We start from the raw sequence: 17277 nt of genomic DNA, 5'->3' as shown, positions 1-17277 counted from the left end.
GGTGTTTCGGTGCGGCGGCGGTGTGGTCGGGAAACCGGCCGCCTGCTGACGGTGAGGACCGTCAGTGGGGGGTGAGAGGGGTGAGCGCGGGGTCCTTCAGGTGCGCGATCAGCACGTCGCGCCAGGCGGCCCGCTGGGCTCCGCGCTCGGCCGCGCCGAGCGTCGGCTCGAAGATCCGGCCGTGCGGCTGCGCCTCGACGACCTCTTCGAGCGAGCCCCACAGGCCCTGGGCGACCCCGGCCAGATAGGCGGTGCCGCGCAGGCTGGCGGTGGCCGAGTCGGCGACCCGCTCCAGCGGCAGGCCGGTCAGGTCGGCCTGGATCCGCAGGAGCGGGTCGCTGCCCGCGACCCCGCCGCCGACCCGGAGCCGGGTGAACGGGGCGTCCATCGTGGCGGCGACCCCGTCGATGAGGTCGCACACCGAGTGCGCGATGCCGTCCAGGACGGCACGGGCCAGATCGGCCCGGGTGGTGGCGAGGGTGAGCCCGGTGAGGGCGGCGGTGGCCTCCGGATGCCAGACCGGCGTACGGACCCCGGCGAGCGCCGGGACGAAACGCGGGGTGCGGCCCGGCCGGGTGGGGACTCGGCCGGCCTCCTCACCGAGCTCCTTCGGCGAGGCGAACAGGCCCAGGTCGTCACAGAGCCAGCGCAGCGCCGAGCCCGCCGTGGAGGTGTAGGCCTCCAGGCTGAAGTGGCTGATGTCGCCCTGCCGCCGGCCGGGCTGGGCGAGCACCCCGGAGATGTCCGGCCGGGGCAGGGCGGGTGTGGTGCCGGTCGCCGCGTCGACGAACGCGCCGGTCCCGTACATGCACATGCCCTGCCCGGCGGCCAGGCCGCCGAGCGCGATCAGTGCGGCGTGCTGGTCGCCCATGGAGGCGGCCAGCGGGACGGCGATGCCGAGGGCGGCCGGGTCGGTGGTGCCGAATCCGGCGTCGTCGGAGCGGAGTTCCGGAAGCAGGTCGAGGGGGAAGCCGAGGTGGCTGATCCACTCCTCGTCCCAGGCGTGCCGCTCCAGCAGGTAGCCCCCGCTGGAGGCGGCGTTGGTCGGGGTGGTGGCGTGCACGGCGCCACCGGTCAGCCGCCAGATCAGCCAGGTGTCGACGGTGCCGAAGAGCAGCCGGCCCTCGCGGTGCGCGGCGGCCACCTCCGGGTGCGCGGCGATCTGCCGGGCGGCCCAGAGGAACGGCGCGCGGGCGCCGACCGGCCGGCCCTGGCGGGCGGTGAGGACGGTGTCCCACTCCGCCTCGTGCGCGGTGAGCTCGGCGGCGTACCGCCGGTCCTGCCACACCACGGCGGGCAGCAGCGGCCGCCCGGTGACCCGGTCCCAGAGCATCGCGGTGGCCCGCTGGGTGGAGAGCGCGACCGCGGTGACCGCGATGCCCTCGGCCCGTGCGGCGCCGATGGCCCGGCGCGCCACCTCCAGGGTGGCGGTCCAGATCTCCATCGGGTCCTGCTCGACCGAGAGGTCGTCCGGATGGCTGACCTTGATCGACCGGTAGAACACCTCGTGGGCGGCGCCGGAGTCGAGGACGACTCCGGCCCTGGTGCCGGTGGTGCCCTCGTCGATGGCCAGCACACCGCGCCGTGGGGCGGCGCCGGGGAGCGTCTGCGTCATTGCAGCCCTTTCATTGCGAGCATCGCGAGCTGTACGGAGGGGGAGAGGGACCATCGTGTGGTGCGGCAGGCGCGGCGGACGGTCAGCGCGCGGCCGCGGAGGGCGCGGATTCCCGTTCGTCCGCGTCGGTGGCGTCGGGCGCCGTCGCCTCGTCGGGCGACGCGGCCTTCATCGGGTCCCACTTGATGGCCAGACACGTGATCATGCCGAGCAGCGGTACGACGGCGAGGACCAGGAAGGTGTCGGCCAGCCCGAGCGACTCCTTGATCTGCGGGAAGAGGTACAGCCCGGCGACACTGCCGAAGCTGCCGACCATCCCGGTCACACCGGTACCGAGCGCGCGCACGTCACTGCTGTACGAGAGCGCCGCGATGGACTTGCCGTTGGCGCCGGGGCCGGCGGAGTGGCACAGGATGAACAGCACGGGCAGCAGGAACGCCACCGCCGTCGGGACCTTCTCGAAGGTGAGGCCCATCGCGATCAGGGCGACGAACACCCCGGCGAAACCGGCGGCCGAGCTGAGCCGCAGCCCGAGCCGGCGGCCGAAGTACGCGGACAGCAGCCCGCCCGCGATGCCGAAGGCGTTGAACACCATCGAACCGATCGTGGCCTTCTCGAAGCTCTCGCCGAAGATCGTCAGGCTGATCAGCGGGAGGTACCAGCCGACCGCGAAGTACTGCATGGACTGCCCGAGCGAGATCACGGACGAGAGGATGGTGCGCGGCAGGTACTCGCCCCTGAACAGCAGCCCGGCCTGGCGGAAGCCGATGGCGGGGGCCTCGGTCGCGGCGCGGGTCGCCGCGTCGGGCTTCCCGGCGACGGCCTTGATCCGGTAGATCCGGTCCAGGTTGAGGACGGCCTCGTCGAGCCGGCCCTTGCTGGCCAGCCAGGTCGGGCTCTCCCTGAGCATCAGCCACTGGCCCGCCAGCAGGGCGAGCGCGACGACCGCGGCGGACCCCACCGACCAGCGCCAGATGTCCGCGCCGACGTCCAGGTTGAAGAAGAGCAGGGCGAGCGCGAGGTTGCTGGTGGTGGCGACGTACCAGACGGCCTGCCACAGGTTCAGCCGGCCGCCGAGCTTGGCGGGGGTGTACTCGGCGAGCAGCGCCATGGCGACGGCGAAGTCGATGCCGTACGCGATGCCGACCAGGACCCGGCCGAGCCAGACCACCGTGAAGTCACCGGCGAACGCGGCGAGCAGGGCGCCCGCGATCGCGAAGACCTTGGCGATGAGCAGCGGGGGGACCCGGCCGATCCGGGTGGCGAGCCAGCCGCCGATGGGGTTGAAGATGATCGCCAGGGCCGGAGCGGTGGCCGTGAGGATCGAGACCTGCGTGCTGGTGAGCTCCATCTGGGACGTCATCGGTCCCAGACCGGCGCTCAGCGCGGCGTTCGAGTAGGCGTCGAGGAACAGCCCGCCGAATACGAGGAACCAGATGACTTGCGCCCGGCCGGTGATCTTTCCCAGCCCATCGATGAGCGCAACGACGTCGGCGACGCCTTTGACGCTCGGACGTTGTGCCATGAATCCGCCTTCGAGGAAGACCCATCGGCGGCACGGGGAGCACAAAAAAAACAGGCATGACGAAACCACCGACAGGTGGTCTATGTCTGTGCCTGTCAAAACACTGCGGAAAGCGCCGCAGCACGTGAAGTGCGACTACACGAGGAGATTAGGAAGGTGTCCGGAGAAACGTCAAGGGTTTCCGCCGGGTTACCCAAACGTGACGTCCGGGGTTCCCGCACGTCACGGGCGGGGCCGGTCACGGGCCGCGCCCGAGACCGTTCCCGCCCGTGACCGGGCCCGTCAGAGCCCCGCCGTCAGCGCCGCCTCGTACGCGGCGAGCCCCGGCCCGCCGGGGGTGGTGCCGGCCCCGGTGTTCCCGCCCACCAGCTGCATGTAGCGCGTCCAGTCCCAGTTCGGACCGGGGTCGGTGTGGTCGTTGCCCGGGGCCTCGCTGTGGCCGATGATGTGCGCCCGGTCCTTCGGGATTCCGTACCGGTCGCACAGGTACGCGGTCAGGGCCGCGGAGGAGCGGTACATCGGGTCCGTGAACCAGGACGGGTCGTCGATGAATCCCTCGTGCTCGATGCCGAGCGTCGAGGAGTTGGCGCTGCGCGCGTGGTACGCGGTGTCGCTGTCGCGGACCATCTGGGTGATCTGGCCGTCGGACGAGCGCACCACGTAGTGCGCGCTCACCTCGGACGCCGGGTTCTGGAACCAGCTGATCGAGCCCGCGTACGAGCCCTGCGTGACGTGGATGACCACCTTGTCGATGGCCGCCGAGCGGCCGGTGGCGAAGTTGGCCGGATCGGCCGGGACCCAGAGCGCGGCCGGGTAGTCGGCGCTGCGGGCGACCGGCTCCGCGGCGGCGAGCGAGCCCTTGTGCGGGGAGACCGGCCGCCCGGTCACCGAGACGTGTTCGCCGTCCGGGGTGAGGGCGTCGAGCCCGTCCGCCAGGAAGGTGTAGACCGTGTCGGCGTACAGGGCGGCGGCCGGGCCCCCGGTGCCGCTGTAGCGGGCGACGGCCGGGTACCAGGCGTCGATGTCCGCCCGGTCCCGGGCGTCCAGGCCGAGCTTGTCCGCGTAGCCGCGCAGCACGGCGGCGCCGCCCAGGATGTTGGACCCGGTGTCGGTGCGGAGATCGGCCAGGGGTTCGCCGGTGAGGGCGGCGGCCCGCTCCAGGGTCCGGTTCGAGGGGTTGCTGACGAGGTGCATCACGCCGTAGCCGTTCGCCTGGCTGGGGAGTCCGGCGTGGCCGTCGAGGCGGCTCTCGCCGTATCCGACGGCGGCGAGCAGATCGCGCGGTACTCCGAACCGGTTCGCCGCCCGCTCGAAGGCCCGGTTCAGGGGGTGGCCGGGGTCCGGCGCGGCGAGGGCGGGGGTGGCGGTGACGGTCAGGACGGTGGCGGTGAGGGCCGCCAGCACGGATGCGCGGGCCTTGGTGTGGGGTGCCGGGCGGCTGGGCATACCTGCTCCTGCTCTGTGGGGGAGAAGAACGGCCCCCGGGCCCGGGGTGAGGTGGGGTGGGCAGGGGCCGCGAAGCCCGCTCAGGTTAACTATCTGTTCAGGGCATGACAATCGAGTCGCCGCGTGTCGAACTCGCTTTCACTCCAATGGAGTTGACGTGCCGACAGCGGTGTGTGCGTCCGGTGCCCGGCATCGCCCGGTCCAGGACCGCGCGGCGGAGATTCGTACACCTGCCCAGCCACCCCACCGCACGGGGGAACGCGGAGCGGAGCCGCCTCCCGCAGGGCGTATAAAGGGTCCCTCCGGACCGGCCGGCGTCCCCCGATGGCAGTGACCTCTCACGCGGCAAGGCGTCACCGCGTACGACAGCGGAGGAGTGCCCATGAGCACGGCAGACGAGATCAGCACCTTGCTGGTGGCGAACTTCGGAACCGATCCCGTGGCGATCCGCCCCGAAGTGTCGCTCCGTCAGCTCAGGCTGGATTCCCTGGCCCTGGAGGAACTGCGGCTCCTCATCGAGGACCGGATGGGTATCGACCTGGACGACATCCAGCTCACCTCGCGCGACACCGTCGGCCAACTGGTCGACGCGGTGCGCGCCAAGGCCGCCGCGTGACCGGCCGGTACCGCCCCGAGCCGTTCGCCGCCGCCGTCACCGGCATCGGCCTCGTCACCGCGGCGGGCGTCGGCACCGACGCCGCCTGGCGCGGGGTCTCGGAGGCCGCCACCGCGCCCTCGGTCCCGCACCGGCCCGAACTCCACGACCTGCCGTGCGACTTCATGTACACCGTCACCGGCCTCGACACCAGGGCGATCCTCGGCGTGGCGACCCAGCGGCTCATGGACCGCTTCTCGCAGCTCGCCGTCATCGCCGCCCGCGAGGCCGTCGCCGACGCCGGACTCGACCCCTCGGTCTGGGAGAGCTCCCGCGTCGCCGTCGTCATCGGCTCCGCCCACGGCGGACTGCCCTTCTACGACCAGCAGCACGCCGCCCTCACCGAGCGCGGCGCCCGCCGGGTCTCGCCCAAACTCGCCCCGCTCACCGTCGTCAACGGCGCCGCCAGCAGCGTCGCGACCGACCTCGGCGCACACGGACCCAGCCAGGCCGTCTCCACCGCCTGCTCGTCCGGCACCGTCGCCATCGGCACCGCACACCAGATGCTGCGCACCGGAGCCTGCGACATCGTCGTCGCGGGCGGCGCCGAATCGGTCTGCTCCCGACTGCTGATCGCCAGCGCCTGCCAGCTGAAGGCCGTCTCCACCCGCCGCGACGACCCCGAGTCCGCCTGCCGCCCCTTCGACACCCACCGCGACGGCTTCGTCGTCGGCGAGGGCGCCGGACTCCTCGTCATGGAGCGCCCCGAGCACGCCCGCGCCCGAGGCGCGACCGTCCGCGCGCACATCGCCGGCTACGGCGCCTCCAGCGACGCGTACTCCGCCGTCGCACCCGACCCCGAGGGCCTCGGCATCGAACGCGCCCTGCGCGCCGCCCTCGCGGACGCCGGAATCGGCGCGGCGGACATCGGACACGTCAACGCGCACGGCACCTCGACCGTCGCCAACGACCTGATCGAGACGGTGATGCTGCGCCGGGTCCTCGGCACGCACCCCCTCGTCACGTCCACGAAGGCGATGACCGGGCACACCCTGGGCGCCGCGGGCGGCATCGAGACCGCGCTGACCGTGCTGGCCCTCCAGCACCAACTCGTGCCGCCCACCGTCAACCTGGACGCCCCCGACCCGGAGATCCCGCTCGAAGTGGTGAGCAAGGAGGCCCGGCCCGGCACGTTCGACGCGGCCGTCAAGACCTCGCTCGGCTTCGGCGGCCACAACGCCGCACTCGTCCTCACCAGGGCCTGACCGTGCTCTAAGGATGGCCACCATGCCCGACGAGATCGTCCGGCACCTGTCGGTGCACGGGCTGCGCTACAGCTACCGGACCCTGCCCCAGCCCTCGCCCCGCACCGAGCCGGTCATCGTCCTCGGCGGCGCGCTCCAGGGCATGTACGGCTGGCCGCAGATGGACGAGCACCTGGGGCCGAGGGCCCATGTCGTCACCGCCGACCTGCCCGGCATGGGCGGCGCCGACCCGCTGCCGCCCGGCACCGGCGACGACATCCTGTACGAGGCCGTCACCGGGATCATCGACGACCTGGGCGTGCCACGGGTCAACCTCTTCGGCTTCTCCTACGGCACGTCGATCGCGTTCGGCTGCGCCCGGCAGAACCCCCGCCGCATCGCCCGGCTGGTCCTCGGCGGCGTCCCGGTCCACATCAGCGAGGCCCAGCGGACGCAGTGGGGCCGGGCGGTGGACCGGCTGGGCTCCGGTGACATGGAGGGGCTCGCCACCCTGACGGCGGAGGCTCTGATGTGCCTGGACCCGGAGCGCAACGTGCACCGCAGGGAGCTCGCCCGGCGCTACGTCCGGCGCTCGTTCCTGCACGCGCTCAGCCACTCCCCGCACGCCGCGCAGTCGCTGCGCCGGGCGCTGGGCCACCGGCCGGACTTCTCCGGCGGGCTCAGCGGGGTGCCGGCGCTCGTCTTCGCGGGCGAGCACGACACGGTGACCTCACCCGAACGGCAGCGGGCCTTCGCGGCGACGATCGAGGGCAGCCGCTTCCTGACCATCGGGGACTCGGACCACTGGGTCGTGCTGGAGCGCCCCGACGACGTCGCTGATCTGGTCGCCCGCTTCTTCAGCGACCTCCCCCTGGAGCCGGCGCCCGCGCTGTGGCCCCTCGCCGCCGCGCTGCCGCGGCCGCGGGCGCGCGCGGCGGGGGCGCGGCAGCGGACGGGCGGCTGAGCGTCCGCCGGGCCGCCCCGCCGCCCGCCCCGCGCGTGATCAGTGGTGACCGTGATGGCCGCCGTGGTGCCCGTGGTCCCCGTGACCGGACGCGTCGGCCCGTACCCGGACGATCTGCGGGTCGTGGTCGCTCGCCTGGTCCGCGAACTCCGCGTTGATGTGCACCACGTCGTAGTCGAGGTGCCGGATACCCGGGCTCGTCAGGATGTGGTCCAGCGTCTGCGAGTTGCCCTCGTAGACGTAGCTGTACCGCTCGTTCGCCGGCAGTGTGTTGATCAGCGGCTTGAGCGCCTTCCCGGCGGTGAGCGCGGACATCGTCGGTGAGAACGCGAAGTCGTTCAGGTCACCGAGGGTGATGACCCGGGCCGACTTGTCCGCCGCCAGCAGGGACTTGACGAAGGTGTTGACCTCCGCCGCCTGCTTGACCCGCTTCGTCTCCGAGCTGCGCACGGGCGGCTGGTAGCGGCCGTGCAACGGCTGGTCGCCGCCCTTGGAGGTGAAGTGGTTGCCGATGACGAACACCGGCTCGCCACGGAAGCGGAACTCACCGACCAGCGGCTTGCGGCTGTCGGCCCACGACTCGTCCAGCGGACTGATCCGGGCGGGCGACGCCGACAGGGCGACGCCCTGCCGGGTCCGTACGGCCTTCACCGCGGTGGTCGCGTCGCCGCCGGGGCGGTCCACGAAGGAGACCCGGGCGGGGTTGAAGAGGAAGACGTTACGGATGTTGCCGCCGGGCTCGCCGCCGTCCTTGCCGTCCTGCGGAGCGACATAGCGCCAGGAGTAGCGCGGGCCGCCCGCCGCGACGATCGCGTCGGTGAACCGCTTCAGCGTCGCCTCCGAGCCGACCGTGCCGTCGTTGACCGCGCCGTTGTCGTCCTGGATCTCCTCCAGCGACACGATGTCGGGGGAGGCCAGGTTGACCGCGACGCCCTTGGCGAGGGTGTCGAACTTGCCCTGCTCGTCGAGCGCGTCGAGGTTCTCCACGTTGTAGGTGGAGACGGCGAGTTCGTCGCGCTTCTGCTTCCTGGTGACCTCACGCTTCAGGTGCCGGTCGGTGAGGGTGCCGAGCCGGGTGGCCTGGAGGCTGTAGCCGCCGAAGGAGTCGTAGTCCAGCACGCCGCTGGTGGTGCCGGACAGCACGTCACCCACGTTCGCGACCGGGACGGGACGGCCGGAGTCGAGCGACATGACCTTGATCCGGCCGGTGTTCTGGTCGGTGTACGAGGAGTACAGGGTGCCGCCGCGCCGGGTCGGGTTCTGCTTCGGCTCCACGGTCACCCAGACCTCGCCGTACGAGGTCGTGGCGCCGGTGACCCGGGTGTCTGCGGTCTCGACCCGGGTGCCTTCGAGGGACTCGTACAGGTCGAGCGCGTACTTCGCCGGTTCGAGGGGCAGCGCGTCGATCGAGCCACCGTCCGCGGAGGGGGCGTAACCGCCCGGTACCGCCTTCGCGTCGAGCACCACCGGGGCGGGCAGCGCGTTGCCGGAGGAGAGCACCGTGATCTTTGGCGCGGTGATCTCGGTGACGGACTGCGTGGTGGCCGACGGGTAGTACTCGTCCACCGTGCCGCTGACCAGGACCGAATCGCCCACCGAGACCGTCGGGACGGCGGAGCCGGTGTAGACCAGGACGCCCTCCGAGGTGCGGGGGTCCGCGTCCGGCGAGGGGTCCTGGATCCAGAATCCGCGCGAACCCGTGGTGCGGACCGCCGTGACGATGCCGGGGACCCCGGTCACCGCCTTGCCGTCCAGCGGGGAGACCCGGGTGGCGCCCTGGATGTCGTGCACGCGCACGGTGCCGGGCTCCGTGGGGTTGCCCGGGTCGCCGGGGTCCTCGCCGCCGCCGGAGGTCTCACCGGCCGCGTTCACCGGGGTGGGTGCGCCGGCGGACAGGTCGGCGGCGTTGTCGTCGGTGTCCGCGAGGGAGGCCGCGCGCGCCACGGATGCGGTGGCGGAGGCGCCGGTCGCCGGTCCGCTGCCTTCCCGGACGACGGCGGAACCGTAGCCCACCAGGTCCACCACCCGGGTGTCGGAGGCGCAGTCGGCCGCCGTCTTGCAGGTCAGCGCCGTGGTGCCGGAGACCAGCGCGACCGTGCCGCTCGCGGCGGACATCGCGACGGTGCCGGTGGCATCAGGGGTGGGCAGCGCGACGGTTCCGCCGGTGCCCGCGGCCTCGGCGACGAGATAGCGGCCACCGGGCGCCACGGCGCCGGTGAGCGGGGACACCTGCCACTGCGAACCGGCGGACGGCGCACCGGGCAGGTACTGGACGCTGAACCCGGACAGGTCGTACGCGGCGGAGCCGGCGTTGGCCAGCTCGACGAAGTCGCGGGTGAGCGTCGCGCCCGAGTTCCCGCCGCCCCCGTACACCTCGGAGATCACGGCGGACGCGGACGGGGCCGCGAAGGCGGCGGGCAGCGCGGTGGCCGAGAGGGTCACGGCGACCGCGCCGGCCAGCAGGACGGAGCGAGGTCTGGATATGCGCACGGAAACTGCCCCTCAGAGTGTGATGAGGGAGCACAAGCTATGCGCGTAGAACCAGCCATGACAAGGCATCAGAGGTTAATTCCGGGAATCGTTCCGCCATCCGGCCCACACCGGCCGCCCGCCGTGCTCCGACCGGGCCCCGCACCCGCCGCGCCACCCTTCCCGCACGCCACTGTTCACGCCCCCGCCGGACGCCCGTCACGCCGCCGCAACGCGGCGCAACACCCGGCAGGGGAACGGGTGTCCAGGATGCGGCAATGGTTTGACCGGGTTGCGCCGGTCCGGTTACGTTGCGCGGCATGCAGCGATCCGCACACCTGACGACGCGAGGTCATATCGACCTGAAGCGTGTGTGCTCCGCCGTGTGTCATCGGGTCTGAGAGCACCACGCCCGCGCGACCCGTCGGCGGGGGCGCTCCAGCCGCCTCCGCCCGGCCCCGCAGGGTGTCTCTCCACGCAGCGCAGCGCCTCCCGTCCTGCTCCCCGGGGCCGGCGGCGGACTGCCGGAAGCTCCGTACCGGAGCACACACCGCGCCACCCGCTGACATCGAGGACCTGGAAGACACCGTGAAGAGTCTGTCCGCACCCGGCCGTCGCCCCCGTCCGCCCCGCCGCTCCGACACATCCGCACCGCCCGCCCGCAGGCTCGCGGGCACCGGCGCGGTGTTCGGGGCGATCCTCGACCACGGGCCGGTGGCCCGCTCCACCGTCGCCCGGCTCACCGGCCTCTCGCCCGCCTCGGTCACCGGCCACGTCGCCCAGCTGCTGGCCCGCGGGCTGGTCAGGGAGAGCGCGGAGACGGCGGGGCCCCGAGGGCTCGGCCGCCCGCACATCCCCGTCGAGATCGACACCGGCGGCTATCTGGTCGCCGGGGCGCACATAGCCGTAGCCCACTCCACCGTCTCCCTGATGGACCTGCGCGGCCGGATCGTGGCCGAGGACCGGCAGCCCCACCGCACCACGGACCCGCACCGGATGCTCCGCGAACTCGCGGCCCGGCTGTCCCGGCTGACGGCCGCGCACGCGGGCGGCCGCACCGTGCTCGCCCTGGGCCTCGCCACCGGGCACCGGGTCGATCCCGTCGCCGGGGTGATCGTGGAGCATCCGCAGCTCGGCTGGCGCGACGTCCCGGCCCGCGACATCCTCGCCGCCGCGACCGGGCTCCCGGTCCATGTGGACAGCCATGCCCGCGCACTGGCGCGGGCGGAGCAGCTGTTCGGCGAGGAGTCGACCCGGACCAGCACGGTCCTGCTCTTCGTCGGCGCGGTCGTGGACGCCGCCTTCGCGACGGAGGGTGCCATGCACCGGGGCCCGCGCTCGGGGGCGGGCAGCGTGGCGCATCTGCCGCTCGGCACCGCGGAGTCGGGCGGCGACGCCGACGGGGCGGACGGTGCCGGCCGTTGTTCGTGCGGGCGTACCGACTGCCTCCAGTCGGAGGTCTCGGAGCGCGCGATGGTGCGACGCGCGGCCGGTCAGGGGCTGGCCGTGGACTCGTTCCCGGAGCTGCTGGACCTGGCGCTGGCCGGTGAGCCACGGGCCGTGGCGCTCTTCCGCCGCCGGGCGCGCCTGGTGGGCCGGGCCGCGGCGCTGCTGCTCGACATGTTCGATCCCGAGGTGCTCGTCGTGGTCGAGCCGGGGGTGGGCCGGATGCCCGAGTGTCTGGCCGGTCTGCGGGCCGAGGTGGCGAGGCGCTCCTGGGTCTGCGAGGACCCGGAGCGGGCGGTGGTGCCTACCAGCTTCACCGGCACGGTACTGGCCACGGCCGGCGGCGCGGTGGCGCTCGGCGCGCTGTACACGGATCCGCTCGGCCCCTGGCCCGCGCTGCCCGCCGTCTCCTGACGGCCCGCCAATTCCGGTGGCCGTTTCCTCGGCCGACTTAATTCAGGCAGTTGCATTGTTGACCGGGCGTGAATGCGGACGGGATGATGGATTCATGACCAGCCGGCAGCGGAATTCAGGGAACGCGTCCTTCGTGACGCGCGTCTTCCGTCTGCCCGTGACGGCGTTCGCCGCCGTCCGGTCCCTTTGTTGTCGCCCCTGTCCGGGCCTCCGGTAAATCCTGCCGCGTCCGCGGTGCGGCCTGTGCCGAACCGCTTCCGCTGTACTGCCTCCGCCGTGTTTTCCCGCTGCGGGTAACCGCCGGTTCAAATCCCCGTCACGGCTGCCTTGCCCGGAATCGCATTCCTGCTGTTCGCGTACTCACGTATGCCCGCGACCCCTTTCTTTCGCACCCTGCTGACCCACCCACCCAATCGGGAGAGACGTTGACCGTCACCGTGTCCTCATATGCCGCACCGGCCGCCCCCGGCATCGACCCGCGCCGGTTCCGGCAGGCGTTCCGCCGCTATCCCGCCGGAGTCGTCGTCATCACTGCCGACGCGGGCCACGGCCCCATAGGTTTCACCGCGACCTCGCTCAGCTCGCTCTCGCTGGACCCGCCGCTGGTGTCGTTCGGCATCGGCACCACCACCTCTTCCTGGCCGCACATCGAGCGGGCCCGCACGGCGGTCGTGAACTTCCTCGGTGCCGAACAGCAGCAACTGGCCACCACGTTCGCCACCAGCGGCATCGACCGATTCGCCGCCCCCACCCGCTGGCAGAGGCTGCCGCAGGGGGAGCCGGTGCTCGACGATGTGGCCGGGTGGCTGCGGCTGGAGATCGAACAGCTCGTCCCGGCCGGTGACCACCGCGTCGTCATCGCCCGGGTGGTGGACGCCCGGCTCGACGAGGGGCGCAGCCCGCTCCTCTTCCACGACGGCGCCTATCTCACCCTCCCGGCGCCCGCGCCCCCCACCGGCCACTGATCAGGGATTCCCCGTGCCACTCAACGACACATACCGGACCGTCGGCCGCAGGTCCTTTCTCGCGCTCACCGGTGCGACGGCCATCGGCGCTCTCGCCGCCTGCTCCCCGCAGACCCGGACGGTGGCGAGTTCCGCGCCCACCGGAAGGCTTCCCTCGGGAGCGCCGCCACCCGGTACGGAACTCTCCATAGCCGTCCGCACCACCCAGCTCCAGCTGGGCCCGGCGGGGCTGAGGAAGGAGCTGCCGTTCACCGTTTCCGACTGGCCCAATCTGAACGCGGGCCCCGACATCATCCAGGGATTCCGCGCCCACTCCATCGACCTCGCGGTCAATGCCGGAATTCCGCCGATCCAGGCCCAGGCCATCGGCGTCGGCGCGAAGATCGTCGCGGTGCAGGTACGCGACAGCCCCACTTACGTCTTCGCGACCGCGCCCGGCTCGGACATCAGGAGCGCGGCCGACTTCCGCGGCCGGAAGATCGGCTTCTCGCAGGGCCAGGCCCAGGGCGTCGTCGTACTGCGCGCCCTGAAGCGGGCCGGTCTCGCCAACAAGGACGTCGAACTGGTCGCCCTGCCCAGCACCCAGTTCCTCACCGCCCTGCAGTCCGGACAGGTCGACGTGGCCCCGCTGGGCGAGCCGACCCTGACCAAGTACCTGACCCAGTACGGCAAGGACGGGGCGCGCGGGATCAAGACGGACGTGGTGGACCTGCTCACGGTCCTCTGGGCACCCGACGAGGTGCTGAGGGACGAGGCCAAGGCCGCAGCCGTCCGTTCCTTCGTCCCGCTGTGGGCCCGCGGAGTGGCGTGGGCCTGGGAGAACACCGACGCCTGGATCGACACGTACTACGTCAAGGACCAGGGCGTCACCCGGGAGGACGGCAGGCGCATCGTCGCCTCCCTGCGGCAGCCCCGGTTCCCGGTGAGCTGGGACAAGGCCGTCGCGTGGGAGCAGGAGACAGCGGACCTGATGGCCGAGGGCGGGTTCGTGCCGGAGCAGGACGTCGCCGGCCTGTTCGACCGCCGCTTCGAGGGGCTGGCGGCCGGAGCCGTACCGGCCCGCTACCGGGAGACGTCATGACCGAGCTGCTGACGAACGCCCGCACTGCGAGCCGGGTGAACACGGCCGCCGCGCCGGGGGAGACGACGAGCCCGGTGGCCGCCGGCCCGCCCGCACCCCGCCTCACGGCGCCCCGCGCCACCCGCAGACGGCTGGGACCCGGCCGGGCCGTGCCCTTCGGGCGGCTGATCGGGCCGGTGCTGGTCGTCGCGCTGTGGTGGTCCGCCTCCGCCATCGGCTACCTCGACCCCCGGATCCTGTCCGGGCCCGGCACGGTGCTCTCCACCGCCTCGGACCTCGTCTCCAGCGGCCGGCTCCAGGACAACGTCCTCATCTCGCTGCAACGCGCCGGGCTCGGGCTCCTCTTCGGGGTGGTCGCGGGGGTCGTGCTCGCAGTCGCCGCCGGACTGAGCCGCACCGGCGAATACCTGCTGGACGGTCCGCTCCAGATCAAGCGCGCCATCCCGTCCCTCGCCATGCTCCCGCTGCTGATCCTCTGGCTCGGCATCGGTGAACAGATGAAGGTCACCGTGATCGCCCTCGGTGTCGCGGTGAGCATGTACATCAACACGTACGCCTCACTGACCGGCATCGACAGCCGGTACGTCGAGCTGGCGGAGGGACTCGACCTGAGCCGCGCGCAGTTCGTCCGCAAGGTCGTCGTCCCCGGCTCCCTGCCCGGTTTCTTCGTCGGACTGCGCCTCGGCGTCACCGCGTCCTGGCTCGGGCTGATCGTCGTCGAACAGATCAACGCCACCAGCGGCATCGGCTACATGATGTTCCAGGCCCAGCAGTACGCCCAGTCCGACGTGATCATCGTCGGCCTGGTGGCCTACGGGATCTTCGGCTTCGCGTCGGACGCGGCGGTACGCACCGTCGAGAGGAGGGTCCTGTCGTGGCGACGCACCCTGGCGGGCTGACCGCCGCTCGCACCGCTGCCGGTGCGGCCGTGGACGCTCCCGCGATACGCACCCGAGGCCTGGTCCGCCGGTTCGGGGACCGGGACGTCCTCAAGGAGCTCGATCTCACCGTCGCGGCGGGGGAGTTCACCGCGTTGCTCGGCCGCAGCGGCTCGGGCAAGTCCACCCTGCTGCGGGCCGTCGCCCGGCTCGACCACACCGTCGAGGGCTCCGGTGAACTCACCGTCCCCGAACGGGTATCGCTCTCCTTCCAGGACTCCCGGCTGCTGCCCTGGCTCCGGGTCATCGACAACGTCGTCCTCGGACTGCGCGGACCGGGGGCCCGTGAACGCGGCCTCACCGCACTGGCGGAGGTCGGTCTGGAGGGCCGCGGCCGGTCGTGGCCGCACGAGCTGTCCGGCGGCGAACAGCAGCGCGCGGCGCTGGCCCGCGCCCTGGTCCGTGAGCCCGAACTGCTCCTCGCGGACGAGCCGTTCGGCGCCCTGGACGCCCTCACCCGGATCAGGATGCACGGTCTGCTGCGCGAGCTGTACGAGCGCCACCGGCCCGCGGTCCTGCTGGTCACCCATGACGTGGACGAGGCCGTCGAACTGGCCGACCGGGTGCTCGTCCTGGAGGACGGCCGGATCGCCGTGGACCTCACCGTCGACCTGCCCACCCCGCGCTCCCGGCGCGACGCCCGGTTCCAGGAGTACCGCGACACCCTGCTCACCGCCCTGGGCGTGACGCGCCCCCAGCCCCAGAACTCTTCCGAGCAGAAGGAATCCCATGCCCCGCACGCCTGAGCGCAAGCAGCTGCATCTCAACGCCTTCCTCATGTCCACCGGCCACCACGAGGCGTCCTGGCGGCTGCCGGAGAGCCCGGCCGAGGCCAACGCCGACATCGAGCACTACAAGAACCTGGCCCGGATCGCGGAGCGCGGCCGACTGGACTCGCTGTTCCTCGCCGACAGCCCTGTCCTGATGGGCGATCCGGGACGGCGCCCGTCCGCCAAGCTGGAGCCGACTGTCCTGCTGACCGCGCTGGCCGGTGCCACCCGGCACATCGGCCTCATCGCCACCGCGTCGACCAGCTACAACGAGCCGTACAACCTGGCCCGCCGGTTCGCCTCGCTCGACCACGTCTCGGGCGGCCGGGCCGGCTGGAACATCGTCACGACGGCGGGCGCCGACGCGGCCCGCAACTTCGGCCTCGACGACACCCCGCTGCACCACGACCGCTACCGGCGCGCCGGCGAGTTCGTCGAGGTGTCCACCAAGCTGTGGGACAGCTGGTCCGACGACGCCGTCATCGCGGACAAGGAGCGCGGCGTCCACGCCCTGGCGGAACGAGTGCGGAAGATCGGGCACAGCGGTGAGTTCTTCCGGGTCGACGGCCCGCTGAACGTACAACGCCCGCCGCAGGGATATCCGTTGCTCGTGCAGGCCGGGTCCAGCGAGGACGGCAAGGACTTCGCCGCCCGGTACGCGGAGGCGGTGTTCACCGCCCAGCAGACGCTGGAGGAAGGCATCGCGTTCTACAAGGACGTGAAGCGGCGCGCCGAGACCGCGGGCCGCAACCCGGAAGGCATCAAGATCCTCCCCGGCATCGTGCCGGTCATCGGTGACACCGAGGCCGAGGCCCTGGCGCTGGACGCCGAGCTGGAGGAGCTCATCGTCCCGGACTACGCCAAGCGCCAGCTCGCCCAGCGGCTGAGGATCGCCCCCGACGAACTGGACCTGGACGCGGAACTCCCCGGGGACATTCCCACCGAGGACGAGATCGAGGGTGCCAAGAGCCGCTACACGCTCATCGTGGAGCTGGCCAGGCGCGAACACCTGACCGTGCGTCAGCTGATCGGCCGGCTCGGCGGCGGACGCGGCCACCGCACCTTCGCCGGCACGGCAGAGCAGGTCGCGGACACCATCGAGCACTGGTACGACAGCGGGGCCGCCGACGGCTTCAACATCATGCCCGCCGTCCTCCCCTCCGGCCTTGAGGTCTTCGTCGACCGGGTGGTGCCGATCCTCCAGCAGCGGGGCCTGTTCCGCACCGAGTACACGGCGAGCACCCTGCGCGGACACTACGGGCTGCCCCGGCCCGCCAACCGGCTCTTCGAGACCGTCGACAACGCCGAGGGCCACTTCGGCATCGCGCTGGCGCAGAGCCGGTGACGGAAGGCCTTGTCAGACGGCCGGTACCCGGTCCAGGAATCCGCCCACCCCGCTGATCCGTCCGTCGTCCGCGATCACGGCCACGTCCGAACCGGCGACCGGGGCGGAGCCGTCCGCCGCGACCAGCTCCCAGGTGAAACGGACGAGGGAGTGGTGCCCGTCAGTGGCCCCGGTCTGCCGGAAGACGAAGCCCGGGAACTGCTGCTGGGCGCCACTGATCGCGGCCGCCAGCTCGTCGTGCCCCCGCACGTCGGCCAGCGGGTCGGTGTAGCCCGCGTCCTCCGTGAACGCCGCCGCGACGGCCTTCGTCAACTCCTCGGGGGTGGCGGCGTTCCAGGCGGCGAAGTAGCGCTCGACGGCGTCGTCGTAGGCGGTCATCGTGGGTTCCTCTCGTCGGTCCCGGCGGGTGGGCCGGGCGCGTTGTGCCGATGAGGAACACGATGTCCGAGCGACGGGAACG

At 72.4% G+C, this 17277-nt stretch carries 13 protein-coding genes and 1 pseudogene; 9 read left to right on the top strand and 5 right to left on the bottom strand.

Translation table 11 applies throughout. The features are described 5' to 3' along the window. Positions 1-61: 61 nt before the first annotated feature. From ACFVQ0_RS05605 to ACFVQ0_RS05595, 3 genes and pseudogenes are all read right to left on the bottom strand, one after another. Entirely contained in the window at positions 62-1615 is a 1554-nt protein-coding gene (locus tag ACFVQ0_RS05605; RefSeq protein WP_390084834.1) for an FGGY family carbohydrate kinase, read from the bottom strand. 82 nt (positions 1616-1697) lie between these two features. After that, positions 1698-3140 (bottom strand): MFS transporter, encoded by a 1443-nt coding sequence (locus ACFVQ0_RS05600; protein ID WP_390084832.1) that lies wholly within the window; start codon positions 3138-3140, stop codon positions 1698-1700. Between the two features lie 321 nt (positions 3141-3461). Beyond that, a pseudogene (locus ACFVQ0_RS05595) lies at positions 3462-4586 on the bottom strand (N-acetylmuramoyl-L-alanine amidase); the annotation flags it as partial. A 382-nt stretch (positions 4587-4968) separates the two neighbouring features. On the opposite strand from ACFVQ0_RS05595, the gene ACFVQ0_RS05590 reads away from it, so the two are divergent. The 3 genes from ACFVQ0_RS05590 to ACFVQ0_RS05580 are packed head-to-tail and all read left to right on the top strand — an operon-like array spanning position 4969 to position 7389. Then, positions 4969-5202: an acyl carrier protein gene (locus ACFVQ0_RS05590; protein ID WP_390084830.1), complete on the top strand. Its 234-nt coding sequence runs from the start codon at positions 4969-4971 to the stop codon at positions 5200-5202. Next, a complete protein-coding gene (locus ACFVQ0_RS05585; RefSeq protein ID WP_390084828.1) occupies positions 5199-6446 on the top strand; it encodes a beta-ketoacyl-[acyl-carrier-protein] synthase family protein in 1248 nt (415 codons plus the stop codon). The genes ACFVQ0_RS05590 and ACFVQ0_RS05585 overlap by 4 nt, the downstream gene beginning before the upstream one ends. Before the next feature lie 22 nt (positions 6447-6468). Further along, on the top strand, positions 6469-7389 hold the full coding sequence (locus ACFVQ0_RS05580; protein WP_390084826.1) for an alpha/beta fold hydrolase: 921 nt from the start codon (positions 6469-6471) through the stop codon (positions 7387-7389). A 39-nt stretch (positions 7390-7428) separates the two neighbouring features. On the opposite strand, the gene ACFVQ0_RS05575 is transcribed toward ACFVQ0_RS05580, so the two are convergent. Continuing rightward, positions 7429-9879, bottom strand: coding sequence for an endonuclease/exonuclease/phosphatase family protein (locus tag ACFVQ0_RS05575; RefSeq protein ID WP_390084824.1), 2451 nt, complete (start codon positions 9877-9879; stop codon positions 7429-7431). A gap of 567 nt (positions 9880-10446) precedes the next feature. Between ACFVQ0_RS05575 and ACFVQ0_RS05570 the strand changes: the two genes are divergently transcribed. The 6 genes from ACFVQ0_RS05570 to ACFVQ0_RS05545 all read left to right on the top strand — a co-directional run bounded on the left by ACFVQ0_RS05570 (position 10447) and on the right by ACFVQ0_RS05545 (position 16817). Then, positions 10447-11718, top strand: coding sequence for an ROK family protein (locus ACFVQ0_RS05570; RefSeq protein WP_390084822.1), 1272 nt, complete (start codon positions 10447-10449; stop codon positions 11716-11718). Positions 11719-12143: 425 nt separating this feature from the next. After that, entirely contained in the window at positions 12144-12683 is a 540-nt protein-coding gene (locus tag ACFVQ0_RS05565; RefSeq protein WP_390084820.1) for a flavin reductase family protein, read from the top strand. A gap of 13 nt (positions 12684-12696) precedes the next feature. Next, on the top strand, positions 12697-13764 hold the full coding sequence (locus ACFVQ0_RS05560; RefSeq protein WP_390084818.1) for an ABC transporter substrate-binding protein: 1068 nt from the start codon (positions 12697-12699) through the stop codon (positions 13762-13764). After that, complete coding sequence (locus ACFVQ0_RS05555) at positions 13761-14663, top strand: ABC transporter permease (protein WP_390084816.1); 903 nt, start codon at positions 13761-13763, stop codon at positions 14661-14663. The genes ACFVQ0_RS05560 and ACFVQ0_RS05555 overlap by 4 nt, the downstream gene beginning before the upstream one ends. Next, positions 14639-15448 (top strand): ABC transporter ATP-binding protein, encoded by an 810-nt coding sequence (locus ACFVQ0_RS05550; RefSeq protein ID WP_390084814.1) that lies wholly within the window; start codon positions 14639-14641, stop codon positions 15446-15448. The genes ACFVQ0_RS05555 and ACFVQ0_RS05550 overlap by 25 nt, the downstream gene beginning before the upstream one ends. After that, positions 15432-16817: an LLM class flavin-dependent oxidoreductase gene (locus tag ACFVQ0_RS05545; RefSeq protein ID WP_390084813.1), complete on the top strand. Its 1386-nt coding sequence runs from the start codon at positions 15432-15434 to the stop codon at positions 16815-16817. Before ACFVQ0_RS05550 ends, ACFVQ0_RS05545 begins: the two co-directional genes overlap by 17 nt. Positions 16818-16829: 12 nt before the next feature. Here the strand turns inward: ACFVQ0_RS05545 and ACFVQ0_RS05540 are convergent, their stop codons facing one another. Then, a complete protein-coding gene (locus tag ACFVQ0_RS05540) occupies positions 16830-17195 on the bottom strand; it encodes a nuclear transport factor 2 family protein (RefSeq protein WP_390084811.1) in 366 nt (121 codons plus the stop codon). Positions 17196-17277 lie beyond the last annotated feature (82 nt).

The sequence above is a fragment of the Streptomyces sp. NPDC057900 genome (assembly GCF_042887885.1).
Taxonomy (GTDB): domain Bacteria; phylum Actinomycetota; class Actinomycetes; order Streptomycetales; family Streptomycetaceae; genus Streptomyces.
Note: the sequence above shows the minus strand (reverse complement) of the source record. Positions and strands in the feature narration are given on the sequence as shown.

Excerpts from the sequence above, each read along its gene's own strand:
- ACFVQ0_RS05600 (WP_390084832.1), bottom strand. The coding sequence starts at position 3,140 with ATGGCACAACGTCCGAGCGTCAAAGGCGTCGCCGACGTCGTTGCGCTC.
- ACFVQ0_RS05545 (WP_390084813.1), top strand. The coding sequence starts at position 15,432 with ATGCCCCGCACGCCTGAGCGCAAGCAGCTGCATCTCAACGCCTTCCTC.
- ACFVQ0_RS05540 (WP_390084811.1), bottom strand. The coding sequence starts at position 17,195 with ATGACCGCCTACGACGACGCCGTCGAGCGCTACTTCGCCGCCTGGAAC.
- ACFVQ0_RS05580 (WP_390084826.1), top strand. The coding sequence starts at position 6,469 with ATGCCCGACGAGATCGTCCGGCACCTGTCGGTGCACGGGCTGCGCTAC.
- ACFVQ0_RS05590 (WP_390084830.1), top strand. The coding sequence starts at position 4,969 with ATGAGCACGGCAGACGAGATCAGCACCTTGCTGGTGGCGAACTTCGGA.
- ACFVQ0_RS05555 (WP_390084816.1), top strand. The coding sequence starts at position 13,761 with ATGACCGAGCTGCTGACGAACGCCCGCACTGCGAGCCGGGTGAACACG.
- ACFVQ0_RS05605 (WP_390084834.1), bottom strand. The coding sequence starts at position 1,615 with ATGACGCAGACGCTCCCCGGCGCCGCCCCACGGCGCGGTGTGCTGGCC.